The 24330-nt window shown below is 63.0% G+C and carries 19 protein-coding genes; 8 read left to right on the plus strand and 11 right to left on the minus strand.

Annotated elements, in window-relative coordinates; genetic code table 11:
* The first annotated feature begins 11 nt into the window (after nucleotides 1-11).
* Entirely contained in the window at nucleotides 12-1148 is a 1137-nt protein-coding gene (locus tag FNU79_RS15570; RefSeq protein ID WP_143721722.1) for a Brp/Blh family beta-carotene 15,15'-dioxygenase, read from the plus strand.
* A 79-nt stretch (nucleotides 1149-1227) separates the two neighbouring features.
* Here FNU79_RS15570 and FNU79_RS15575 read toward each other — a convergent pair whose 3' ends face one another.
* The 4 genes from FNU79_RS15575 to FNU79_RS15590 form a co-directional block, all read right to left on the minus strand.
* Nucleotides 1228-1764 carry a 2'-5' RNA ligase family protein gene (locus FNU79_RS15575; protein ID WP_143721723.1) on the minus strand — a complete coding sequence of 179 codons (537 nt, stop codon included), beginning with the start codon at nucleotides 1762-1764 and terminating at the stop codon, nucleotides 1228-1230.
* A 6-nt stretch (nucleotides 1765-1770) separates the two neighbouring features.
* Nucleotides 1771-2430 (minus strand): helix-turn-helix transcriptional regulator, encoded by a 660-nt coding sequence (locus FNU79_RS15580; RefSeq protein ID WP_143721724.1) that lies wholly within the window; start codon nucleotides 2428-2430, stop codon nucleotides 1771-1773.
* A 5-nt stretch (nucleotides 2431-2435) separates the two neighbouring features.
* Nucleotides 2436-3482 carry an Mrp/NBP35 family ATP-binding protein gene (locus FNU79_RS15585; protein ID WP_143721725.1) on the minus strand — a complete coding sequence of 349 codons (1047 nt, stop codon included), beginning with the start codon at nucleotides 3480-3482 and terminating at the stop codon, nucleotides 2436-2438.
* Nucleotides 3483-3623: 141 nt separating this feature from the next.
* Nucleotides 3624-4193, minus strand: a complete 570-nt coding sequence (locus tag FNU79_RS15590; RefSeq protein WP_143721726.1) for a hypothetical protein — start codon at nucleotides 4191-4193, stop codon at nucleotides 3624-3626.
* A 129-nt stretch (nucleotides 4194-4322) separates the two neighbouring features.
* Here FNU79_RS15590 and FNU79_RS15595 point away from each other — a divergent pair, with 129 nt between their 5' ends.
* Nucleotides 4323-6938 carry a DUF3656 domain-containing U32 family peptidase gene (locus FNU79_RS15595; RefSeq protein WP_449757695.1) on the plus strand — a complete coding sequence of 872 codons (2616 nt, stop codon included), beginning with the start codon at nucleotides 4323-4325 and terminating at the stop codon, nucleotides 6936-6938.
* Nucleotides 6939-7008: 70 nt separating this feature from the next.
* Here FNU79_RS15595 and FNU79_RS15600 read toward each other — a convergent pair whose 3' ends face one another.
* Nucleotides 7009-7446, minus strand: a complete 438-nt coding sequence (locus tag FNU79_RS15600; RefSeq protein WP_143721727.1) for a TlpA family protein disulfide reductase — start codon at nucleotides 7444-7446, stop codon at nucleotides 7009-7011.
* Between the two features lie 149 nt (nucleotides 7447-7595).
* On the opposite strand from FNU79_RS15600, the gene FNU79_RS15605 reads away from it, so the two are divergent.
* From FNU79_RS15605 to FNU79_RS15620, 4 genes are all read left to right on the plus strand, one after another.
* Nucleotides 7596-9341, plus strand: coding sequence for an alkaline phosphatase (locus tag FNU79_RS15605; protein ID WP_143721728.1), 1746 nt, complete (start codon nucleotides 7596-7598; stop codon nucleotides 9339-9341).
* A gap of 128 nt (nucleotides 9342-9469) precedes the next feature.
* Complete coding sequence (locus FNU79_RS15610) at nucleotides 9470-9895, plus strand: hypothetical protein (RefSeq protein ID WP_143721729.1); 426 nt, start codon at nucleotides 9470-9472, stop codon at nucleotides 9893-9895.
* Nucleotides 9892-10593 carry an ABC transporter ATP-binding protein gene (locus FNU79_RS15615; protein WP_143721730.1) on the plus strand — a complete coding sequence of 234 codons (702 nt, stop codon included), beginning with the start codon at nucleotides 9892-9894 and terminating at the stop codon, nucleotides 10591-10593. The genes FNU79_RS15610 and FNU79_RS15615 overlap by 4 nt, the downstream gene beginning before the upstream one ends.
* Before the next feature lie 13 nt (nucleotides 10594-10606).
* Complete coding sequence (locus tag FNU79_RS15620; protein ID WP_143721731.1) at nucleotides 10607-11797, plus strand: ABC transporter permease; 1191 nt, start codon at nucleotides 10607-10609, stop codon at nucleotides 11795-11797.
* Nucleotides 11798-11830: 33 nt separating this feature from the next.
* Here the strand turns inward: FNU79_RS15620 and FNU79_RS15625 are convergent, their stop codons facing one another.
* The 3 genes from FNU79_RS15625 to FNU79_RS15635 are packed head-to-tail and all read right to left on the minus strand — an operon-like array spanning nucleotide 11831 to nucleotide 17942.
* Complete coding sequence (locus FNU79_RS15625) at nucleotides 11831-13012, minus strand: trans-sulfuration enzyme family protein (protein ID WP_143721732.1); 1182 nt, start codon at nucleotides 13010-13012, stop codon at nucleotides 11831-11833.
* 33 nt (nucleotides 13013-13045) lie between these two features.
* A complete protein-coding gene (locus tag FNU79_RS15630; protein WP_143721733.1) occupies nucleotides 13046-13828 on the minus strand; it encodes a nitroreductase family protein in 783 nt (260 codons plus the stop codon).
* Nucleotides 13829-13865: 37 nt separating this feature from the next.
* Nucleotides 13866-17942 (minus strand): SNF2-related protein, encoded by a 4077-nt coding sequence (locus tag FNU79_RS15635; RefSeq protein WP_185974751.1) that lies wholly within the window; start codon nucleotides 17940-17942, stop codon nucleotides 13866-13868.
* Nucleotides 17943-18121: 179 nt separating this feature from the next.
* On the opposite strand from FNU79_RS15635, the gene FNU79_RS15640 reads away from it, so the two are divergent.
* On the plus strand, nucleotides 18122-20395 hold the full coding sequence (locus FNU79_RS15640; RefSeq protein ID WP_225430118.1) for a vWA domain-containing protein: 2274 nt from the start codon (nucleotides 18122-18124) through the stop codon (nucleotides 20393-20395).
* 78 nt (nucleotides 20396-20473) lie between these two features.
* Here FNU79_RS15640 and tatA read toward each other — a convergent pair whose 3' ends face one another.
* From tatA to FNU79_RS15655, 3 genes are all read right to left on the minus strand, one after another.
* Nucleotides 20474-20800, minus strand: a complete 327-nt coding sequence (gene tatA, locus FNU79_RS15645) for a twin-arginine translocase TatA/TatE family subunit (RefSeq protein WP_124868028.1) — start codon at nucleotides 20798-20800, stop codon at nucleotides 20474-20476.
* Nucleotides 20801-20948: 148 nt separating this feature from the next.
* The gene (locus FNU79_RS15650) at nucleotides 20949-22850 is read right to left on the minus strand and encodes a protein kinase domain-containing protein (protein WP_143721734.1); all 1902 of its coding nucleotides are present in this window, start codon (nucleotides 22848-22850) and stop codon (nucleotides 20949-20951) included.
* A gap of 140 nt (nucleotides 22851-22990) precedes the next feature.
* Nucleotides 22991-23212: a transcriptional regulator gene (locus FNU79_RS15655; protein WP_124868024.1), complete on the minus strand. Its 222-nt coding sequence runs from the start codon at nucleotides 23210-23212 to the stop codon at nucleotides 22991-22993.
* Nucleotides 23213-23472: 260 nt separating this feature from the next.
* On the opposite strand from FNU79_RS15655, the gene FNU79_RS15660 reads away from it, so the two are divergent.
* The coding region (locus FNU79_RS15660) for a VWA domain-containing protein (protein ID WP_143721735.1) at nucleotides 23473-24330 on the plus strand (858 nt) is incomplete at its 3' end.

The following is a 24330-nucleotide window of genomic DNA, read 5'->3' on the forward strand; positions in this document are numbered from 1 at the left end:
GAGGTCAGTCTATGCTCAGACAAGCACAACCCCTGAATATACCGGCGCTCACCGGCGAGCGCGAAGGCCGCTTTGCTTTGGCGCTGCTGCTGCTGCCCTGGCTGGCCACCGGCCTGCTGATCGTGGGCTGGCAGCTCGCGCCGGGTCTACTGAGCAGATTTATCTACGCGCCGCTGCTCCTGAGCGTGGTGCTGCTGGGCTTGCCGCACGGTGCGCTGGATCATCTGGTGCCCACCCGTTTGGGATGGCGCTGGGCACAGCGGTTCTGGCCGGTGCTGGGTTACAACTTGCTTTACGCTGGGCTGGCGGGAGCGCTGCTGCTGTGCTGGAAAGTCTGGCCGATGTGGGCGTTCTGGGGCTTTTTGGTGGTAACGGTGCTGCACTGGGGCCAAGGTGATTTGCATTTTCTGGAAACGTCGCTGGGCCGCCGCCGAACCAACGTTTTAAGCGCTCCGTTGACCCTGCTGCTGCGCGGCAGTCTGACAGTCGTGCTTCCGCTGCTGATTTTTCCTGAATGGTTTCAACGGCTCGGGGACGGTGCGGCCAGAGCTTTTGGCACGCCGCTGGCTGCTGGGCCGCTGCTGCCCGCAAGCTGGACAGCCGCGTTGTGGGTGCTGTTTGCCGCCCTCCTGCTGGCGGCTTGCCTGGATACTTGGCGCAGCAGTCCCAAGCGGCTGCTCGAACTCGGTGAGGTGGGGTTGTTGCTGGCGCTGTTTGCAACTGTGCCGCCGCCACTGGCTATAGGCAGTTACTTTTGCCTCTGGCACGCTTGGCGGCATCTGGGGCGACTGCTGGCTCTGCCCGCTGGCCTGCCCGCTCTGCCCAAGACGGCGGGAGGAGAAAAAAATACGGATTCCAGAATGGAGTTGTCCTTCGGCGTTCTTCCGAAAGAGGACACCATGGCCGCAGGCCGTATCACCTCTCACCGCGAGCTGCGCCGCCTCGCCCTGCACTTGCTGCCGATCACGCTGCTGGCGCTGCTGCTGCTGCTGGGGCTGTACTTGTGGGCCGCCCCGCGAATCCACGACGCGGAGACTTTCGCCGCTCTGTATCTGGCGCTGATCGCTGCGCTGACTGGGCCTCACGCGCTGCTGGTGGCCCTGATGGACTGGCCGGAGAAGCGGTCTACGGGTTCACCGAATCCTTGATGTCTATCGGCCCCCACTACCGGCAGCCGCGCTCCCTCACCTCAAGCTCGCGCTGCCGAAATTTGATTATCATCTGACCTCACTGCTCTTGCTCGCGCTGACTTACCGCGCTGTAGCCCAGCGGAAAAGTTCGCACCTCACGCAGCTCTCCGCTCGCTTCCTTGGTCAGTGAAGCGGCCTGCACTTCAAAGCTGCCCTGCGGCGGGCGGAGGTCTTTAAGTGCGTTCCAGATGCTTTCCTCGGCCCAGTCCACCACTCCGATGGCCAGCGAGACATGCGGAATGAAGCGCTCACCGTCGTAGCTGCTCGGCGGAGCGCCCGGCACCTGAATGAGGCGCTGGTGGAGGCCGTGTAGCGGCACGCTGAGAGCGTATTCCAAAAAGATGACGTGCGGGAAGCGCCGCCAGTGCAAAAATTCCACCTGAAACGGCGGCACGCCTGCCAAGCTGCGGCGCACATCGCAAATGAGTTCATTAGGGTCGCCCGCGTATTCGAAGGGAGCGCGTAAATTCAGGTGCGCCTCGCCGTAACTGCGCACGCCCAGCCGCCGCTGCAAAGCGCTGAGCCACTCGGCGAGTTCGGCGGTGGGCCACGCCACCACACTGTAAAGGCCCACGCCTGCTCAGCCGACCTTGTAGCGGCACTCCGCCGCGCCGCAGGAGAGCCGCGATTCACGGCTGATCGGCACGCCCAGCAGTTCGCGGTAGAGGCTCAGCTCGGTCTGGCACAGTTCGGGAAAAGCTTTGGCGACGGCAGGTGCGGGGCAGTTGCGCTGCGAAAGGTACCACTGCCCGCGTTCTTGGTAAGCGCGGGCAGCGTAACCGTGCTGGCACAGCGCCTCTGTCAGTGCTTCCAGCTTGCTGCCGAGGTCGCCGTGCTGACTGAGCAGCGGAGCGAGCAGCTCATACAAATCCAGTTGCCGGGCGTCCAATACCCGCATCACCGCGCCCTCGCCAAACAGGGTATCTACATGCCTGAGCACGTCCACACACAGCGAAGCGTAGGCTTTAGGAAAGGTCGCCTCGCCCGCTTCCGTCAGCACATACACGTGCTGTGGACGGCCCCGCCCGCCGGGTTTTTCGCTGCGGACGTCTAAGTGTCCGGCGTCTTGCAGGTCTTGTAAATGCCGCCGAATCGCCGGGACGCTCAGGCCGAGTTTGTCGGCAAGGGTCTGGGCAGTGGCGCAGTCGCATTCCTTGACCGCTTCCAGCAACTTGTCTTTGGTGCGCTCTGGGGTGCGCTCCGGCAAACTGGCGGCAGGAATGGCGGCAACGACAGTCACGGCCCTTACGCCAGTTGTGCCATCGGCAACTCGGTAAGGGTCTGCACACTGACCCGTCCGGCAAGGTTCTGGGCGATTTGCTTAAGGGCAATCGAAGCCGCCGCCTGCGGATGCGAGATCACGGCGGGCGTGCCGTTGTCGGCGTCTTGCCTGACATCGGTATCCAGCGGCACTTCACCCAGAATCGGATAATTGCCGAGCTTGCTGGCTCCGCCACGCCCGAATAAGTCGTAGATATGGCCGGTGTCGGGGGCTTCGAAGTAACTCATATTCTCGATGATGCCCAAAATCGGCACGTTGGCTTTGCGGAACATATCGATGGCGCGGGCGGCGTCGATCAGGGCCACGTCCTGCGGCGTGGTTACGATCACCGCTCCGGTGACTTGCACGCTCTGGGTCAGCGAGAGCTGCACGTCGCCGGTGCCGGGCGGAAGATCCACGATCAGGTAATCGAGTTCGCCCCAGGCCGCGTCTTTGAGAAACTGCTGAATGGCCGAGTGCAGCATCGGCCCGCGCCAGACCAGCGCCTGACCGGCGGGGGAGAGGTTGGCCATGCTGATGAAGCGGATGCCGTGCGCTTCGAGCGGCATCATTTTGCGCTCGGCGTTGCCGGTGAGTTTGGCGCTGCTTTTGCCCAACATGTGCGCCACCGAAGGGCCGTACACGTCGGCGTCCATGAGGCCCACGCTCGCGCCGGACTGGGCCAGAGCGCAGGCGATGTTGACCGCCACCGACGACTTGCCCACGCCGCCTTTGCCGCTGCCTATCAGCAGCACGTTTTTGACGCCGGGCATCGGTGGGGTGCTGGGCATTCTGACTTGTGCGCCAAACTCGACCGTGACCGTTTCGACGCCCGTAACCGACATCACGGCTTCCCGCACGTCGCGCTCGATGGTGGCTTTGAGAGGGCAAGCCGGAGTGGTCAAGTTGACTTTAACGGTGATGTCGCTGCCGGCCACATCAATACGTTCAATCATCCCCAGCGACACCAGGTCGCGGTGCAGTTCGGGATCGTTGACTGAGCGCAGGACTTCAAGGACAGCTTCTCGCATAAAGTGCATTCTTAACGCATCGGGGGCTCAGGGGCAAGGCTGGGCGTCACAAAAGCCCCCGGCTAAGTGCGGTGGGAGCGCGAATCACAGCCAGAATCAGCTTCTTACGCTGCCCCTATTGCCCTCTCACGGACTTTCTTCTTAGCGTTGTACCCGCACACTGATGGGCTGTCCGCTGTAGCTGCTGACGGCGGCGCTGCGGCCTAAATCCACTAAAAAGGTGTTCCAGCCGCTTTTCAAGGTGGCGCTAAACCCGCGTCCCGCTTTGATGGTCACTGCACCGCTGACCCACACCGTGATGAGCGGTTCGCGCTGTGCCTCAGGAAAAGCGTCGAAAAGCGCTTCGTTGTCGTCTCGCTTGCCGTTGCCGTTGGCGTCGTTATAGACAAACAAGTTGGTGGCGGCGCTTTGAACGGGGGCGCTGAGCTGCACGTCTCCAATTACGCCAGGCCAGCCGATGGCTTCGGGGCGCAGCGGAAACTGAGCGCGGCTGGGCGGCGGCTCGTCGGGCCAAGTCAGGATGAAGCTGCCGCCAGTAATCGCCGTGCTGGACAACTCGCTGCCCGCTGCGCCCGAAGGCTGCACGCTCCACAGGCCCAGCCGCGCCGACGGTGGCAGGCCCGCGCCCCCGACGACGCTGCCTTGAAGGGTCAGCGCTTGGGCCGCAGAAAGTGCTAGGAGCGTTAAAAGAGCCACAGCAGGCTTTTTCATACTTCTCAGTGTAGCGCTCCGACCTGACGCCAGAGTGACGCCAACCTGTTGGCCTCGCCTACCGCCCCCTCATCTCTTCGTCCACTTGCTCACCCTGCGGCCTTCACCATTTCGCTACACTGATCCGTTATGTCCAGTGATGCCCGCTCTACCTCTGCCCAGTCGGCCCCCGAACAGCTCAGCCTCAAACCGCGCTTCAAACCCGAAGTCATGAGCCCGGTGGGCGGCTGGCCGCAGCTCCGTGCCGCCGCCAACGCCGGGGCTGACGCGGTGTTTTTTGGGGTGGAGGCCTTTCATGCGCGGGCCAAGGTGGGCTTCAGCAACGAAGAATTGCCCGAGATTATGCGTTACCTGCATGAGCGCGGCATCAAAGGTTACGTGACCTTCAACGTGCTGGTGTTTGACCGAGAGCTGCGTGAAGCCGAGCAGCAACTGCTGCACCTATCTGCCTGTGGAGTAGACGCCATCATCGTGCAGGACATCGGCGTGGCGCGGCTGGCCGCCGAGGTGGTGCCGGATCTGCCGATTCACGGCTCCACTCAGATGAGCATCACTTCCGCTGAGGGCGCACAGCTCGCCCACCGCTTCGGGGCGAGCCGGGTGGTGCTGGGCCGCGAACTGAGTCTGCCCGATATTGCCCGCATCCGCGCCGCCACCGACGTTGAGCTGGAAACGTTCGTTCACGGGGCGCTGTGCGTCAGCTATTCGGGGCAGTGCTTTTCCAGCGAGGCTTGGGGCGGGCGCAGCGCCAACCGGGGCCAGTGCGCTCAGGCCTGCCGCCTGCCTTACGACCTCTTCGTGGACGGCCTCCAGCGCGACCTCGGCGATGCCCGTTATCTGCTCTCGCCCGGCGACCTCTACGCGCTGCATCAGGTTCCCGAACTCATCAGTATCGGGGTGCATTGCCTCAAAATTGAAGGCCGTTACAAGGACGCCGAATTTGTGGCGCTGACCACCGCCGCCTACCGCAAGGCCGTGGATGAGGCCTGGGCCGAGCTACCACTCAGCATCACGCCGCAAGACGAGCGCGACCTGGCGCAGGTCTACTCGCGGGGCCTGGGGCCGCACTTCATGGCCGGAACCAACCATCAGACCGTCGTGCGGGGCCGTGCGCCGCGCCACCGGGGGGTGCGGGTCGGCACGGTGACGGCTCTGACCGGACGCGGCGTGGTCGTTAAGCTCAGCGAAGACCTCAAGGCTGGCGACGGCCTGGTGTTCGACGCGGCCAACTGGCGAGCGCCGGAAGGCCGCGAGGAAGGCGGATTTTTGTATGGCGGCTGGGGTTACGGCGCAGGGCAAAACAATCAGCCGCTCGAAGCGCTCAAGTCTGGGCAAGAAATCGAGCTGCGCTTTGCCAAAGGAGCTGTCAATCCTGATCGGGTGCGCTCCGGCGACTGGGTCTGGCGCACCCACGATCCCGCCCTCGACGCCCGCGTACGCCCGCTCCTCGACAGCGCCGACCCGCTGTACACCCGGCCCGTGACGATGCAGTTTGTGGGCAAGGTGGGCGAGGCTCCGCGCCTGATCCTGACCGACGAAGCGGGCCGCACGGTGATGGCCACCGGCGAGGCTCCGCTCTCCGAGGCTCGCAACCGCGCCCTCGACGAACAAACTCTGCGTGAGCAACTCGGCAAGCTGGGCGGCACGCCGTACCACTTGGCCGACTTGGACATAGAGCTGGTCGGCGCGGGATTTTTGCCCGTCAGCGCCCTGAACGCTCTGCGCCGCGACGCCACCACCCAGCTCACCGCGCTGAGAGGGCAAGTCCCAGAGCGCCGCGCCCAGCCGCTGTTGGAGGCCAGCAGCGGTTCAGCCGATCTGGCCGCCGCTCCCCAGTCGGCTCCGCGCCTGCACCTGCTGGTTCGCACGCCGGAGCAACTGGAAGCTGCCATCGCGGCGTATCCCGAGAGCATCACGCTGGATTACCTTGAACTCTACGGCCTGCGGCCCAGCGTGGAGCAAGTTCAGAACGCGGGCATCACGGTGCGGGTGGCCAGTCCGCGTATTCTCAAGCCCACCGAACAAAAGCTGCAAAAGTTCTTGCTGTCACTGAACGCTGAGCTGCTGGTACGCTCTGGCGGGTTGCTGGAAAGCCTCCAAGATGTGCCGAATCGACCCGATTTGGTCGGCGATTTCAGCCTCAACGCCGCCAACGCCCTGAGCAGCCGCGCTCTGCTGGCGCTGGGCCTGAACCGCATCACTCCGACCCACGACCTCAACGCCCAGCAGATCAGCGACCTCGCCGCGCTGATCGGGCCGGACAAGCTCGAAATTATCGCTTACGGCCACCTGCCGGTCTTTCACACCGAGCACTGCGTCTTTTGCCGTTTCCTGAGCGACGGCACCGATTACACCAACTGCGGCCATCCCTGTGAGAGCCATCAGCTGGCCCTGCGCGATGAGCGGGGCCGCCTGCATCCAGTGATGGCCGACGTGGGTTGCCGCAACACCGTTTTCGAGGGCCGCGCCCAGACGGGGGCCGCCCACCTCCTCACCTGGCTGGAGGGTGGCCTGCGCGACTTCCGCTTGGAGTTCGTCCACGAGAGCGCCGACGACGTGCGCGAGGTGGTGGCTGCTCACCGCGCCTTCTTTGCGGGCAAGCTCAGTCCCGCCGAACTGGACAGCCGCTTGGCGCTGGTCGGCGGCGGCAGCACCGAGGGCAGCTTCTTCGTGCCGCCGAGCTTCGGCGCTGGTCTGCCCGCCCCCGACGCGTTTTCCGATTTGTCTGCCCTGCCGATGTTGTAGGAAGGTAAGTGGGATGGGATACTGCTAACGCTGCCCTCGTCGGCGTTTCAAATTCCCACAGCTCAGATTCCTACTTCCGCCACTTCTCCAACTCCGCTGCTGTCAGCGGCCCAAACTTAAGCGCCCGCACTTTGCCGCCCGCGTCCAGCAGTACGCTGGTGGGCAGTCCGGGTAGCGGCCAGCCGCGCAAATCTGCGGTGTGGGCAAACGCCAGCGGCAGGCCTCCCAGTTGGTTTTCCTTCCAGAAGTTCAGCACGCCTGCCGGTGATTCGCCCACATTCACCGCCACCACTTTCAGCTTGCCGGAGCGCTGGGCAGCGTCCAGACGTGGCAACTCTTCGCGGCAGGGCGGGCACCACGTCGCCCAGAAGTTGAGCAAGGTCACGCCCTTGGCGGCGGGTTTGAAGCGGCTGACATGGCCCTGCGAATCACTCAGCGTCAGTGGCGGCGCGGCGCTTCCCACCGCCAGCGCGGGTAAAGTCAGCAGGGTAAACAGGGCGGCGAACATGCCCTTACTGTGCCTGAAGTCGGGTCAGCCGCGCTACTGTTTCAGTTTATTTTGAACGGACGCCTCTAGACTTACCTGCTCAAAAGCTGACACAAAGCTGACCAAAGCCTTAAACCCACCTGACACTTAGCCGATTCAATGAAAGGCGTATGAAAACCCCATCTTTGGTTAAAGCTTCTCTGCTCCTCGGTACGCTCCTCGCCTTATCCAGCGCCGCCGCCGCCGAGGTCAAGATTTACCCGTATAGCGGCGCTCACGTTCTGGCCGGCCAGAAGTTTGATTTGCGGGTGGAAGTCAGCGGCGTCGCGGCGGGCGCGGAAGCCAGCGTGATGCTGGACGGCAAGCCCGTTGCGGGCCTCATCAAAACCAACAGCGCCGCCGACACGGTGGAATACACCCTGCGCGGCGTGTCGCTGATTGCCGGAAGCCACACCGTGACCGTGACCGGAGCGGCAACCGGACAGGCGACCATGATTGCCGAAGCGCCCGCCACCGTCGCGCAGGCCAAAAAAGTGATTTTGTTTATCGGTGACGGCATGGGCTGGAACACCGTCCGCGCCGCCGAACTCGTGGCGCACGGCTACAACCCCGACAACGGCATGCCGCTGGGCCGCTTGGAAATGGAAACCGGCCTGAGCGGACTGGCGACGGTCACCAACTCCAGCTACGACTCATTTTTGACTGACAGTGCCAACACCGCTTCGTCCATCGCTACCGGCCAAAAAGTCTTGGTCAACGCCCTGAGCGTCTACCCCGACAACACCAAAGACTCGCTGGACAACCCGCGCATCGAAACCATCGCCGAAATTTTGAAGCGCAGCAAAAATATGGGCATCGGTCTGGTCAGCACCGCCTTTGGCACCGACGCCACGCCCGCCGCTTTTGCCGCCCACACCCGGTTGCGCGGCGATTACTCGGCGGTGGCCGACCAATACTTTAAGGGCAGTGCCAAGCCCGACGTGCTGCTGTTCGGCGGCAGCAACGACTTCATTTCCCAGACTGTGCCGGGCAGCCGCCGCAAAGACGCCACCAACTGGATCGACGGCTCGCAGAAAATGGGCTTTACCTTTGTCAGCAGCCGCGCCGAACTGATGAAAGCCAACACCACCAAGCTGTTCGGGCTGTTTAACCTCAGCAATTTCAATAGCTACCTCGACCGGGTGCAGTTTAAAGACCCCAGCGTCTTGGGCGATTTCAAAGACCAGCCGTACTTGTGGGACATGACCCAAAAAGCCGTGGAAACCCTGGACAAAAACCCCAACGGCTTTTTCTTGATGGTGGAAGGCGGCATGATCGACAAGTTCGAGCACCCGCTCGACTGGCAGCGCGGCGTCTGGGACGTGCTGGAAATGGACAAAGCGGTGGCGTGGGCCAAGGACTACCAAAAGACCCACCCCGACACCTTGGTGCTGGTCACGGCGGATCACGCCCACTCGATCAGCACTTACGCGGGCTATGACCACACCAAAGGCCCGGGCAACCGCGACGCCGTGCTGGTCTACCAAGACGGCAAATTCCCGACCTACAGCGACAAAAAAGATGTCAACGGCATTCCGATGGTGACGCCGACACGCGGCCTGGCAGTGGGCTTTGCGGGCGTGCCGGACTACTGCGAAACCTTCACGGCCCGCCCTATTTACAAAGATCCCACCATCAGTGACGGCAGCGGCGGCTACGCGCCCAACCCCGACATCTGCAAAGAAGAAGGCGCATACTTCCGCACCGGCAACTTGCCGCGCAACACCAATCAGGGCGTTCACTCCGCCGACCCCGTGCCGCTGTTTTCCTTCGGGCCGGGCGCTCAAAACTTCGTGGGCATGATGGATCAAACCGACATCTTTTTTGCGATTGCCAAAGCGATGGGCGTAGACGCGACGAAAGACGCGGGCAAATAAGCCTCTGACGAACGGCTCAGAGCAAGATTAGATTGAGCGCTTTACAACACCCCCCTCCCTTCGCGGGCGGGGGGTTTTTGAGCCTGCCCCATACCACTGCCCTGACAATCCCCTGAAATACTTCAGTGATGAAACCCGCCCTTTTCGCGCTCTGGGCAGCGCTGCTGCTCTCGGCGGCGCAGGCCCAGAGCAGCCTCAAATTCAGCGAGATGTACAGCAAAGTGACGGTGCGCGGCATCGAGTTCAGCCCCAAGGTGCAGGGCCTGAGCGGCAAAAGCGTCAGTATGGTGGGCTTTATGGCCCCGCCGCTCAAGCCCAAGCTGGACTTTTTCGTGCTGACCAAAGCCCCGATGAGTTCGTGTCCGTTTTGCAGCACGGTGGCCGATTGGCCGCCTGACATCGTGTTGGTCATCATGCCGGATGGCAAGTTGCTCGACCCCAGCACCGGAGCGCTGAAAGTCACCGGTCGCTTGGAGTACGGCATCAAAAAAGACGACCAGACCGGCTTTGTCAGCTTGATGCGTCTTTACGCCGACAAAGTGGAGAATCAGTGACCCGACTGGCGGTACAAAACGTCACTTACCGGCACGGCCCAGAAGTGGCGCTGACGTTTCCCAGTTTTGAAGTCGGCAAGGGTGAGCAACTGGCCCTCATCGGCCCCAGCGGTGCGGGCAAAACCACGCTGCTGCACTTGATCGCTGGCCTGCTGCGCCCCGAGAGCGGGCACATCCGCTTTGACGGCCAAATCATCAGTGCGCTGAGTGAAAGTGGCCGCGACGCTTACCGCGCCCGCAGCGTCGGCTACGTGTTTCAGGACTTTCACCTGATGCCCGGCTACAGCGCCCTCGAAAACGTGCTGCTGGGCCTCGGTTTATCGGGAATGCGCGGCCCGCAGGCCAGAGAACGCGCCGCCGAAGTGCTGACTGAGTTGGGCCTCGGCGCTCGCCTGCGCCACACCCCGCGCCAATTGTCGACGGGCGAGCGGCAACGGGTGGCGCTCGCCCGCGCAGTCGCGCACCGCCCCGCTTTGCTGCTGGCCGATGAACCCACCGCCCATTTAGACCGTGCCAGAGGCGTGCAGGCCCTTAAACTTCTGCAAGACACCGCCGCTGCGCTGGGGGCCACTTTGGTGGTCGTCACGCATGATCCCCTCGTCATGGACGCGTTTGAGCGCTTGATCGAAGTCGGTGCGGTGTCCCAGCAGCCAGTCTCACAGCGGCCAGCCTCAGGCAAAGAAGCGGTGCTGGTATGACAGGGGGGTTGGGATGACGCTCTGGATCACGCTGCGCAATCTGCGGGTGCGCGGCTGGGCCACCTTTCTGACAGTGCTGGCAGTGGCGCTGGCAACCGCAACCGCTCTGGTGGTGCCGCTGGTCAGCAAACAGGTGGAGCGCGGTGCGGCGGACGCGGCTCAGGTGTTTGATCTGCTGATTACCGCCAAAGGCAGCCCCACCCAGGCGGTGCTGAGCAGTCTTTTTTATCTGGACGTGCCGATTGGCAACATTCCGTATGCCACTTACCAGAAGCTGGCCGACGACAAGCGCACCCTGCGGGCCGTGCCGCTGGGCTTCGGCGACAATTATCACGGCCTGCCGGTGGTCGGCACCAATGCCCGCTTTTTTGAGCAGCGCCTCAAGCCGACCTTGCCGCCGTACTTTCATGTGGAGTCGGGGCGCTTATTTGCCGGCCCCCTTGAAGTGGTGATCGGGCAAGCGGCGGCGCGGCAAACCGGCCTCAAGCTGGGCGATCAGTTTAGGAGCGCCCACGGCTCGGAAGAACACGCTGGCGCGGAAGAGGAAGAACACGCTGCCGAATACAAGGTGGTGGGCATTCTGGCGGCCACAGGCGGGCCGGTCGACCGCGCCATCGTGACCGATATTCAAAACTTGTGGGATGTTCACGGTCAATTCACCCCCGAGTCTCGCGGCGTGACGGCGGTGCTGTACACGGCGGCCAAGCTGGGCGATCTGTACTCGGTGTCCAGCCAGATGAACGCCACGCCGAGCGCACAGGCGGTCTTTCCGGGTCAGGTCTTTGCCAATGTGCGCTCGTTCGTGCTGCAAGGCCAGGCGGCGTATGCGGCCCTCAGCGTGCTGGTGCTGCTGCTGGCCGCGCTGACCATCTGGCTGAGTGTCTACGCCGCCAGCTTAGACCGCGCCCGCAGTGTGGCGCTCCTGCGGGCGCTCGGCGCAGGGCGCGGCACGGTTTTTGGCGTGGTGCTGCTCGAAACTGCCGTGACGGTGCTGCTGGGACTCCTGCTGGGCGTGGGGTTGTCGTACGGCGTCAGCGTGTTGGGCGGCCAACTGCTGGGTGGCCGCCTCGGTTTTTCCCTGCCCGCGCCGGTGCTGGACTGGGCCTTGCTGCTCAGGGTCGCGGCGCTGTTTCCGCTGGGCGTGTTGGCGGCTTTGCCTCCGGCATTCGGCGCGGCGCGGCAAAGTCCGGTGGCGCAGTTGTAGAGAAGGTGGGTCGGCAACGCGAACTTGCTCTCCCTACTCCAACGCCCCCTCGATATCCCCCAGAATGTCGTTCACGTCCTCAATGCCAATCGAGATTCGCAGCAGCCCCGGCGTGATGCCCAGCCGCCTGCGCTCGGTTTCACTCAGTGCCCGGTGCGAAGTGCCCCAGGGCCAGGACAAGGTGCTCTGGACGTCCGCCAGGCTGGGGGCCAGCGGGATTTTTCCGGCCAGCGCTTTCACGAAGCTCGGCGCGTCGTCGATATCGGCGCTGAGCATTCCGCCAAAGCCGTTGGGGAAAAGTTCGGCGGCACGAACGAACTGCGGATGAGAACTCAGGCCCGGATGGTAGACCCGGCTGACGCGGGGGTGATTGGATAGCACGTCGGCCACCGCCTGCGCGTTGCCGGAGTGCGCCCGCATTCTCAGGCCCAGCGTTTTGAGGCCCTGCATGGTCATCCAGGCGTCGAAGGCGCTGATGGTGCCGCCCAGCCGCAGCAAGCGGGTTCGCGCGGCGGCGATCAGATCGGCCCGCCCGCAGGCCACGCCACCAAAGGCGGTGCTGTGGCCGCTCAGGTACTTGCTCAGCGAGTGCGTCACCAGATCGGCTCCGTGATCGGCGGGCCGGAACACGGCGGGGCTGGCGAAGGTGTTGTCCACGCTCAGGATGGCTCCGTGGGCGTGAGCCAGCTCAGCCAGCGCGGGCACATCCGGCACCGTCAGCAGGGGGTTGGTCAGACTTTCGACGTGAATCACTTTGGTGTTGGCCTTCATGGCAGCCTGCACTTCTTCCAGGTTGCAGGCGTCCACGAAGCTGACTTCGATGCCCAGCCTTGGAAACTCCTCACCCAGCAGCGCGTAGCTGATGCCGTACACGCGGGCGTCGGTGACGACGTGGTCGCCGGACTTCAGCACTCCCAGCAGAGAAGCGCTGATCGCCGCCATGCCGCTGCCCGCCACCAGAGACGCCTCCGTATTTTCCAAGATGCTCATGGCCCGTTCCAGCGTGGCCGCGTTGGGCGTGCCGTTGCGGTAATAAAAGGCGCTCGGCTCCCTGCCACTCATGCTTTCTTCCAGCGCGTTCAAGTCTGGGTAGGCGTAGACGGTGCTCTGATAGATCGGCTCGGCCAGCGGGACGGACGCGTTGGGGCGGGCTTCCTCACCGGAGCGGGCGGCGAGGGTGGTCAGATCGTAGTTGGTGCGGTGAGCATCAGACATACCGCCAGGATAGTGCTTCTCCCGCCGCTTGGCTTACTCCCCCCGGCTCAGCCCCTGCGTTTTGAGTGCTCCTTGCAGCGTTTCCTCCCGCTTTTCCATGCTGCCGCCTTCGCCGAAGTAAGCGTTGAGCAGCCGCGCCCAGTCGCCTTCTTTGCCGGGTCTGGCGGCAATTGGGTTCATCTGCTCGGTGGCGGCCCTGAGCTGCTCGGCGCTGCCGTCTTTGTACGTGTTTTCATGGATCACCAGTGGGCGCGGCAGGCGGGGGCGCTGCGCCACGTCCTCGGCGCTCTTGCCGATGGTCAACGCCGCAAACGGCAGCACCTTGTCGGGCAATTCCAGCAGCTCGATTATCTCGGCCAGCCCGTTCATCACCCCGCCAATCCAGCAGCCCTGATAGCCCAGCATTTCGGCGGCCAGCAGCATGTTCTGGCCCGCCAGCACCGCGTCACCGATGCCGAAGTGAAGGTCGATGGCGGGCGACTGCCCCGGCTCGTACCCGGCCACCTCGATCAGTTGCCTGACGCGGCGGGTGTCCGAGCAGATCACGAAGCTCTCGGCGGCCAGGGCGATATGGGCGTTGGTCGTCAGCTCGGCCACTTTCTGTTTGGCCTCGCCGGTCAGCCGCACGAACGAATACAGCTGGGCGGTGGCGTCGGTGGGGGCGTGCTGAGCGGCGTACAAAATGGTGTCGAGATGCTCGGCGGGCATCGGCCCAGCTTGGTAGTGGCGCACGGTGCGGTGGGCTGCAAAAAAAGCGCGAACCTGCTCGGGGGTTTGCTGGCGGGTGGGCAGGGTCGCGGCGGGGGAGAGGGTCATGCGCAGAAGTCTAAAGGGCCGCGCCTCCCGGCAATGGTCAGCTTTCCCCCGCTTGCTCCTGCTCCGGCGCTTCTTCCAGCGGAGCGAACAACTTGTCGAGGTCTTGGGTGCTGAGCTGCCCCGCGTCGCTGAGGCCCGCGCCCAGGATGCCCTGAGAGAGCGCGGCCTTGCGGGCCTGCATCTCCAGAATCCGCTCCTCGACGCTGCCCGAGGCGATCAGCTTGTAGACGAAGACCGGCTTGTCCTGCCCGATGCGGTAAGCCCGGTCAGTCGCCTGATTCTCGGCGGCGGGATTCCACCACGGATCGTAGTGAATCACCGTGTCGGCAGCCGTGAGGTTTAGGCCCACCCCACCGGCCTTGAGGCTGATCAGAAAGACCGGCTTTTCGCCGCCCTGAAAAGCCTCAATCTGGGCGGCGCGGTTTTTGGTCTGTCCAGTCAGCTTGGCGTATGGGATGCCCAGTTCGTTCAGGGTGTCTTCCAGCAGGCCCAGCAAGGTGGCAAAGGCGCTGAAAATCAGCACCCGGCGGCCTTCCTCGATCATCTGCGGCAAATTGCCTGAAAGCCAGTCGAGTTTGGCATTGCTCCTGACTTTGCGGGCCACCTCCAGCTTGACCAGCCTCGGATCGGTCACGGCCTGACGCAGCTTGAGCAGTGCGTCCAGCACGGCGATGGTGCTGCGGCCTAAGCCCCTTGCCGCCAGTTCCTCGCGCACCCGCTCCTGCATGGTCACGCGCACGGTCTCGTAGAGGTCGCGCTGGTCGTTTTCCAAACTCAGCCGCACCGGAATTTCGGTTTTGGGCGGCAGCTCTTTGGCCACTTCACTTTTCTCGCGCCGCAGCAAAAAGGGCCGGACACGGGCGGCCAGCGCGGCGCGGCGGTGCAAGTCGCCCTGCTTTTCAATCGGGGTGCGGTAGAGCTGCCCGAAGATCTTTTCGGTGTAGAGCAGCCCCGGCATCAGAAAATTAAACTGTGACCACAATTCACCGAGGTGGTTTTCTAAGGGCGTGCCGGTCAAGCACAGGCGGTGGCGGGCTGTTAAGCTGCTGGCGGCTTTGGCCGAAGCGCTGCGGGCATTTTTGATGTTCTGGGCTTCATCCAAAATGATCAGGTGGTACTCGTGGACGCTCAGCTGATCGAGGTCGCGGGGCAAGAGTGGATACGTGCTGAGGATCACATCGAAGTCGCCGATCCGCTCAAAGTCAGCTTTGCGCTGCGGGCCGTGGAGGGTCAGCACTCTGAGATCCGGTGCAAAGCGGGCCGCCTCGCTACGCCAGTTGCCCAGCACCGAGGTCGGCGCAATGACTAGGCTGGGTCGGTCAGCCCGGCCCGCCTGTTTCTCAGTGAGGAGGTGAGCAAGGGCCTGAACCGTGTTATGGGTCACGATGTACTGCTCAGTAAGGTACAAGTGGTCTGCGGCTGCTACTCGGATGCACTGCGCTTCCTTAAGGCCGACATACTCCACCCGTTTAATCCCCCGACTCGGTGGGTACTTGGATGGACGGTGGTAAGCCGCGAGTTTTTCTACCAAGCGGAATGGGCTGAGCTGGGGCAGGAGTTTTAGGGTCACGCGCCATGCTGTGCCGCTGCGCCGCTCTCCCTTGTAAACATGACTGGTCTTCCTGAGCCGGATACGGGCTGTGCCGCCTAGCGACTGCACCAACTCCACTACGCCGCGTGCCAAGCGCTCCGAGACGCTGGTGTATTCCACGACGACTCCCGCGTGTCCATCAGTGTCAAGCAAGCCTTGCAGCAGAGAAAGGCGCTGCTCAGTGCTGCCCAGCAGATAGTCTGGCGGGATAAACTTGTCACGTCCCTTGACGCCGTGAAGCCCTAACTTGCGTAAAGCGTCTTTGAGTGGGTTAGGCGTCCACTGGCCGGCACTCACCAAGCGGGAGGTGCTGACTTTGGCGGTCAACCGCTCAGCATGTTGAGCATAGACGCCAGCAGGGAGAATCAGCGCACCCACCAATTCGTCTTCGGACGTGATGTTGACGCCGTGGGTCAAGCTGCCGTCGCCGAGCAGTGCCCCGAGGGTGTACGGATCAACCGGCAAGGAGCGTGGAGCAAAGGCCACTGGCTGCACCACCGGCAGGTAATGCTTGAGATTTCCGGCAGCGTCCGTGAGGTCAGCCATGATCTGCTCGGTGCTGAGCACTCTCTCAGGCAAGCCGCGCCGTTTGCGTACCGGCGTGTTGACGGCCCAGAGATGCTCGGCGTCCGCTTCCACGCTGGCTCCGTCGGTCAGCGTGAGCTGGTAAATTGGACGTAATCCCTGCGGATAAACGCCTATGACCTGAGTGGGCTGTCCATCCCGTCCCATCACGTAATCGCCGATCTGAAGCTGACCCATCGTTTGCCAGCCGTGTGGGGTCAGCACACCAGCGTCTAGCGGTTGCGCCTTGCCAAGCCCCATGTCGTCGGCCAGAATCCCGCTCAACCCATATTCGCGCAGAAATTGCAACCAGCTCAGCCCCTGCACCTGATAAGGCCGCAGGTCGGCGTTAAGGCCAGCGGGAGGCGCTACCGGCGTAATTCCGGCAAAGTCGCGCAGCCGCTGACCCAGTGCCAGAAGCTGCTCCGCGCCGACCCAGCGCCCCCGGAGGGCTTCTTCGAGCTGGGCGAGTCGGGCGGCGTCAAGGAGCGGTAGCCGCAGTGGCCCAGCCGGGAGGTCGCGTAAATTGAGTTCGACTAGCACGCCTAAAATCGCCTTGACCCGTCCGGCGGGCAGCGGCAAGCGGCGGCCATCTGGCAGAGCGGCGTAAAGCAATTCGTCGTCTGAAAGCTGCGCCAGCGCCTCGGAGCTGAGCAGGTCGCTGCGGGTGGCGATCAAATCGACCAAAATCGGCAGCAGGCTCAGCCGCTCACCGCCCACGATCACGCCCAAATCCAGCGTGAACCAGCCGCCGTCTTGCTCGGTTTCGCCGTACCAGTCTTCGATTTCGGCCAAGTTGTAGGGAAAGGCGGAGGTGATCTCCACATCAATGCCCTTTTCGCGCAGCAGCGGCACCTGCTCGCGCACAAAGGTAAACCACTCGGTCTCGGTCGCAAAGCCCAGCGAGCCGCCGTCGGCGCTGAATATCAAGCGCTGGTTGGGCGGCAGCAGCTTGCCGATTTTCTTGAGTCCGGCACGGGTCAGCAGCCCAGCGGCGCGGCGCTCGGCGGCGAGGTCGCGGGCGGTCAGCGTCAAGATGCCGCCGTTCGGGCCAGCTTCAAACTGAGGTTTGGCGGCGTACCAGGGCTGATCGCCGTAGAGGTGCGTCACCTCCGCCACTCCCAGCGGCGCTCGGCTCGGCATCGGGCCATAAGCGTGTTTGCGCTGGGCGACAACCGGGCGGTAATCGAGGCGCAACCGGGCCTGATATGGCAGCGGACGGCTTTGAATCTCCACCGGGCGCGGCGCGGGCAACCGCTCACCCAGCGGCTCGAGGGCGCGGGCCAGCGCTACGGCTTCCTGCGGCGGCACCGGCGGAATACTCAGGAAGGCTTCTTCAAGCTCGGGCGGCAAGCTGGCTTCAAGGTGACCGAGCTGATCGCCGCGCTTGTACCACGCGGGCGTGATCGGCAAAATTTCCACGCCCGCTGGGAGCTGCCGCACCGGCCGCTGCGCTCCCCCTTCGTCAAATTGCCACTCCAGCGCGTCGGTGAGGTTAGGGCCGAGCGCCAAAACTGGCAGGCCTTCTTCCCACAGCAGCCGGCCCGTTGCCAGCAGGGTTTCCAAAATGACGCTGCCCAGCGGCGTCCCTTCCAAAAACAGCGCTTCGTCACTGCCGATCAGTCCGCCCTGAGCGCTGCTGGCCAGCAGCCGCAGGGCGGCGTGGTCGCGCCGGGCGTAGACGGGCAAGTCGCGGGCGCTTCCGGCGAGGTCGTAGCGCAGGGCGTAAGGCAACTTGAACACGCTGCCCAGCCGGAAATCCTCGCCTTCACGCACGGCACGGCGCACCCGAATCGCCAGTCCCAAACGGCGGGCGCGGTAAGGGTGAATGCCCAGCACGAACACCAAAGTATTGCGCTCGGCGTCGCCTAAATCGGCAAAGCGCTGCTGCGTTTGGTCGAGCCAGCGCTTCAGGTCGGCAGACAGCGGTGCGGTTTGCTGGGGGAGCGCAGAAGCCATTGGGTCATTCTCGCTCATGAAGCCGCAAAGTGCGCCGAAGCGGCCTTCATATTGTGTGCGAACTTGCTTACTGCTAAGCTGAAGGCTCTCCAGTTCAGTGCTTTCGTTTGCGTCCTTGTCTGTCGTTCAGTTGTCTGCCCGCTTCACGCTCTGGCCCGCTGCTGTTGGAGGTTTTGCTTATGACCATGCGTCTGCGTCCAAGTTCGGCACTCAGCACCTTTCTTCTCAGCTTGGGCCTGAGCGTGGGTTTGGCGCAGGCCCAAGCCACCACACACGTCGAGCTGATTCTGGACGCTTCCGGCAGTATGTTCAGCCGCTTGCCTGACGGTCAGAGCCGAATCAACGTCGCCAAAGACGTGCTGCAAAGTTTTATTGCCAGCTTGCCGGATGATCCTGGCTTGAATGTGGGCCTCAGGATTTACGGCGCTCAGGTGGCCTCGGGCGCGGCGGCCTGCACCGATTCGGCGCTGGTGTTGCCGATGCAGGGCGTCAGCCGCGCCGCCCTGCAAGCTCAGGTGGCCCAGACCCGCCCCAAGGGGGCCACCCCGATTGCCTACTCGCTGCAGCAGGCCGCCAGCGACTTTCCCAAAGACAGTGGCAAAAAGCTGATCGTCCTTGTCACCGACGGTCAGGAATCCTGCGGCGGCAAACTCAGCGGCGTGCTCGACAAATTTAAGGCGCTGGGCATCGACGTGGATTTGCGGATCATCGGGATTGACCTCAGTGACACGGCCAAAAAGAGCTTTAACGGCGTCGGCACTTTTGAAAATGTGCAGTCGGGAGCGCAACTGGCCTCGGCGCTGGGCCGCGCCACCCAGCAAGTCGTCCAGCCAGTGCAAACCTTGTTGCCCGTGACCGTTAATCTCACCTCGGGCGGTCAGCCGCTCGCCAGCGGCGCGACCATCCGCTTTGAAGCGGCGCTGGGCGGCCTCAAAACCGATTTCCAGAGTGGGAGCGGCGCGTATCAGGCCAGCCTCGCGCCGGGCGTGTACTCGGCTCAAGTGAGCAGCGCCGAGTCCGGCATCCAGATGTTTGGCGGCCTCAGCGTGGCGGTGGGCGCGGCCAATACCTTCAGCTTTGAAGTCGGCCAAGTCGGGGCCGTCAAGCTGGAAGTTGCTCCCTTGCCGCCCACGGCTGGCGGCAAACTCAAGGTGACGTTCTCAGGTGCGCCCGCCGGAGAGCGCAACTGGATCACCATCGCCCAGAAAACTGACGCCGACAGCGTTTACTTGGATTACCAGTTTGTCAACGCGGCGTCGGGCAGCGTGGAACTCAATGTTCCCGATGAAGAAATAGAGTACGAAGTGCGTTACCACCTCGCCAACCCTGACGGCTCCACGCGGGTGGTGGGGCGCAGTGCCCCCTTCACGCCGAGGCGCGTCGCGGCCAGCTTGGACGGTCCGGCGAGCGCAGTGGGCGGCAGCCAGATTCAAGTCAACTGGACGGGGCCTAACAATGACCGTGATTACGTGACCATCGTGCCCAAGGGAGCCGCCGAGGGCACGTACACCAGTTATTTTTATACCAAAGACGCCAACCCCGGCAAAATCGATGTGCCGATCACTCCCGGTGACTATGAGCTGAGATACAGCAGCGACAACTCGGCGCGGACGATGGCCAGCCGCCCAGTCACGGTCAAGGCGGGCAGCTACGCGCTGGAAGCGCCCCAAACGGCCAGCGCGGGCAGTCAAATTTCAGTCAAGTGGACGGGGCCAAACAATCCCGGCGAGTACGTCACCATCGTCAAGAAAGGTGCGCCGCTCGGAACATTTAATAAATACTTCTACACCCGTGACGGCAACCCCGGCAAGCTGCAAACTCCGCCGGAAGCGGGCGACTACGAAGTGCGCTACTCCACCGAGGGAGCCAGTCCCAACCCGACTTTGACCAGCGTGCCGATCACCTTGACGTCCAATCAGTACAACTTGGACGCGCCCGCGACTGCGGTGGCTGGAAGCAAACTCAGCGTCAAGTGGACAGGGCCAAACAATCCTGGCGATTACGTGACCATCGTCAAAAGGGGCGATCCGGTCGGCACCTATACCCAGTATTTTTATACCCGTGACGGCAATCCCGGCGCACTTCAAACGCCGCTGGTGGTGGGCGACTATGAGCTGCGCTACTCCACCGAAGGGGTCAGTCCAAATCCGACGCTGGCCAGCCGCCCACTCCAACTCACGGCCGCCAGCTACAAGCTCGAAGCGCCCAGCAGTGGCCCGCGCGGCGGCACGCTGCAAATCAAGTGGACGGGGCCGAACAATCCCGGTGATTACGTCACCATCGTCAAAGCGGGTGCGCCTACCGGCACGTATACCGAATACTTCTACACCGCCGCTGGCAACCCCGGCAGCTTGCCTTTGCCCGCCGAAGCGGGGCAGTACGAACTGCGCTACTCCACCGAGCAGGCCAGCCCCAACCCGACGCTTTACAGCTTGCCGTTCACGGTGAAATAAGCGGCGGCTTCCAAAAAATGGAGGGTCTAAGCCAGTTTCGCTTAGACCCTCCACCTTGAAACAAATTTTTAGACTTGCTCAGGCTTGGTGAACTTCCGCCGTTTCTTTGCTGAGGCTGACAGGTGCGGCGGCCACCGGAGCGGGCGTCACGGCGCTGGCGGCACTGACCACCGCAGCGGGAGCACTCGGGGCCAGGATGGTCTGGGCGTTGGCGGCGGCGACCACTGGAGCGCTCTCTTCTTTGAAGCTGCCTTCCAACTCGTCTTTGAGGCCTTGCGTGCCTTTGCGGAACTCGCGGATGCCGTTGCCGAGCGATTTGCCCAGATCAGGCAACTTTTTGGGGCCAAACACGAGCAGGGCGGCGACGAGAATCAGCAGGATTTCGGGCATTCCTAAATTGGGCATGGTGGTGTTCCTCCGTTTATTTGAGTGTAGACAGGTGAATTCGGTTCCAGATGAAACTGGGCCGGACGCGGTGAGGGGCGCGGAAGAGGGCAAGCGGTCTTTACACCTAGATATACGCTCTTGGCGGCGCTTTTAGATGTAAGAAACCTCAGCGGTAAGCCCGTAAGGTGCCGTCCATGAAGGCGACGTAAAGGCTGCCACCGTCGGCCAGCGGAGTAGCCTGCACGCCCTGGGCTTCGCGCTGCGACCAGACTGAGCGCCCACTGTGCAGACCCAGCGCAGACAGCTCGCCCAACTCGGAAGCGAGGTAGACGTAAGAGCCGCTGATAACCGGGCTGGCCGTGACCCGTCCTCCGAGTTGGTGCATCCAAATGTCGTCGCCGCCGGCCAAAGTCAGCGCCCGCACTTGGCCGCCCCAGCCCGCCACCACCACCACGTCTTCTTGCACGGCGGGCGCGGCCCACACCTCATCTTCGAGGTCGTAGCTCCACAGCACCGCGTCACTGGCCAAAGCCGCCCGGCCCGCTTTGATCTGAAGGTGCAGGGCGTGAACTTCGCCTTTCCAGGTCGCCACGATCAAGGCCGCTTCGCCTCTTCCCAGTGGGCTCAGCGCCGGCGTGGCGTGGGTGACGCCCACTTCGACTTTCCAGAGTTGACTGCCGGTCAGGGCGTCGAGGGCGTGGAGCCAGCCGTTTTCGTCAGCAATCAGGGCCGCGCCGCCCCAGATCAGCGGTGAGGCGGCGATGGGGCCGTCGGTGCGGTAGGCCCAGGCCAGCTCACCGGTTTGGGCGTTGACGGCGTGTAAGTGCCCGTCGCGTGAGGTGACCAGCACCCGATCGCCCCAGAGGGTCGGTGCGCCGGTCAGCTCGGCGCGGGTTTGGTGCGTCCAAATCAGACTGCCGTCTAAGCTGGCTCGCCGCAGCGCTCCGTCCCACGCGCCGTAGATCACGCCGTTGCCGAGCAAAGTGGCGGGGGCAGTCACTTCGTCGTTTGCGCCGAGGGTAGCGTGAAGATCACCGCTGCTGCTGACCAGAGCCAGTTGGCCGCTGCGGGTGCCGACGGCCAGCAGGCCCTGATGCCCCACCACCGCCGAGGGCCAGGTCACTTCGCCGGGCAAGCTGATGTTCCAGCGCTCGCGCAGTTCGCTCGGCCAAGCTGGGCCGCCGAGGTGTACGCCGCTGCGGCTGCGGCCTCCCCGGTACTGTGCGGACGCTCCGGCGCGGGCCTCAAAACGGGCCTGTACCCACAACTCGGCCAGAGCGCGGGCGTGGGGCGGGCGGTTCTCGGGCTTTTTGGCCAGCAGGTGCAGCAAAATCGTTGCCACGTGGTCGGGTATGGCCGGATTGAGTTCGCGTGGATCGGGCACGTGCTCATAGACATGCTGAAACAGCACGCTCTGGTCATTGTCGCCCACGAACGGCGGCGAGCCGCAGGCCACCCGGTAAAGCACTGCGCCCAGCGCGTAAAGGTCGCTGCTCGGCCCCACACCGCTGCCGCGTGCTTGCTCGGGGGCCATGTACTGCGGCGTGCCCAGCGTCACTCCGCTGCGGGTCAGGTGGCGGGTGTGTTCGCTCATCGAAACCAGCCCGAAATCCATGATGCGCGGCAAGCCGTCTGCGCCGAGCAGCACATTGCCCGGCGTCAGGTCGCGGTGAACCAGCCCCTCGTCGTGAATATGCGCCAGCGCTTTCGAAACAAAGGCGGCGGCTGTCAAGAAGCGCTCCAAGCTGCCCGGCGCGTCTTCCAGCGGGCCGAGGAGGCTGATCGGGCCGCCGGTCAGCAGCGGCATGGTAAAAAAGTCGCGCCCGAGATCTTGTCCCAGGTCGTGAATGGCCACCACGCCGGGGTGTGAGAGCCGCGCCAGTATCCTGACTTCGCGCAAAAACCGCTCCCGGTCTAGAAAGTGGACTTGTTCGTGCAGCACTTTGAGGGCCACGTCGCGCCCGAGGTGCAAATCGGTGGCGCGGTACACCAAAGCGCTGCCGCCCTCGCCGATCATTTCGTGCAGCAAATAACGTCCAGTTAGAGTTTGGCCTGCGCTCAGCGGCATAGGGGCCGAGTCTAGCTTGTTCGGGAGAGAAGTGGGCGCTCTGAACTCAGAATGTAATAAGGCACACTCTGTCAGGAAAGTCGGTGTCGGCAGCGCGGTTTTTCACAGTCCCCAGCTTGAAGGCTCAGGGTGTCCAGATCTCAGTCGTCGCGCAGATCGTTGGCGTCGAGCAGTGCCCGGTATTCATCTATCGGCTCACCGTCGCCCAGTTCTTTGGCAATTTTTTCGATGGCCAGCCGCACCACTTCGCTCTTAGAAATCAGGCGCTCAGGGCTGGAGAGTTCATAGGCGGTTTTGGTCAGCAAAGCGTCTTGCTCCTCGCTGATGACCACTTGTAACCGCTTGCGTTCCTTTTTGGGCATTGATACTCCTGAGCTGGGGGCTGATCTCCCACGCACCTTCGGCTCTGAGCCTAGCATGTTCGCCCTCACCTGCTCAATATGCACAAAAGCCTACAGATGAGTGTGGTTGCGCTGCGCGTGTCGGCAACCTTGAGTGAGAGGCGGCTGGCGTTTGAGGTGGCTGGCATTTACGGCGCTGGCCTACGCTCTGCCTACGCTTCCTCGGTAAGGTGAGGTCAGAGAAACACGCTCAATAAGCAAACACCTTGCGGAGGTGCCCTATGCCTAGACCGATTTTTCCTTTTTTGGTGCTGACATCAAGTCTCTTGTCAGGCTGGGCTGCTGCCCAGAGCGCCACCAACATTCAACTGATTTTGGACGCCTCGGGCAGTATGTCGGGCAAACTGCCGGACGGCCAAACCCGCATCGCTTCGGCTCAATCCACCTTGACCCAGTTTCTCTCGGGCCTCAACGCCGATTCCGGCTTGAATGTGGGGATGCGGATTTACGGCGCGGGCCTCAAAGCGGGCCAGCAGTGCGAAGACTCGGTACTCGTGACGCCGATGAAGGGCTTTGACAAAACGGCCCTGCAAGCGCAGGTCAACGCCGCCAAGCCTAAAGGTGCTACTCCGATTGTGTATTCGCTGATGCAAGCGGCTGCCGATTTTCCGAAAGACAACAGCCAAAAAGTCATTGTTTTGGTGACGGACGGTGAAGAGTCCTGCGGCGGCAAGCTCAATGATGCCGTGGCCCTCTTCAAAAAACTGGGCATTGACGTAGATGTCCGCATCATCGGCATTGACCTCAACGAAAAGGCCCGCAAGAGTTTTGAATGTGTAGGAACTTTCGAAAATGCCCGCAGTGGCAGGGAACTCGGTGAGGCACTGAACCGCGCGACGGCCAGCGCTCAAACGGGCAAGTACGCTGTCTCAGGCCCTAAAACTGCTGGAGCAGGCAGCAACATTGCCATCAAGTGGACGGGGCCGAATAACGAGGGCGATTACGTGACTATCGTGCCTAAGGGTGCGCCCATCGGTCAATACAAGGATTACTTTTACACTAAAAATGGCAATCCGGGCAGCCTTACTGTGCCGCTCGTTGCGGGTGAATACGAGCTGCGCTACTCCAGCGAAAAGGCC

The sequence above is a fragment of the Deinococcus detaillensis genome, assembly GCF_007280555.1.
GTDB classification, from domain to species: Bacteria; Deinococcota; Deinococci; order Deinococcales; family Deinococcaceae; genus Deinococcus; species Deinococcus detaillensis.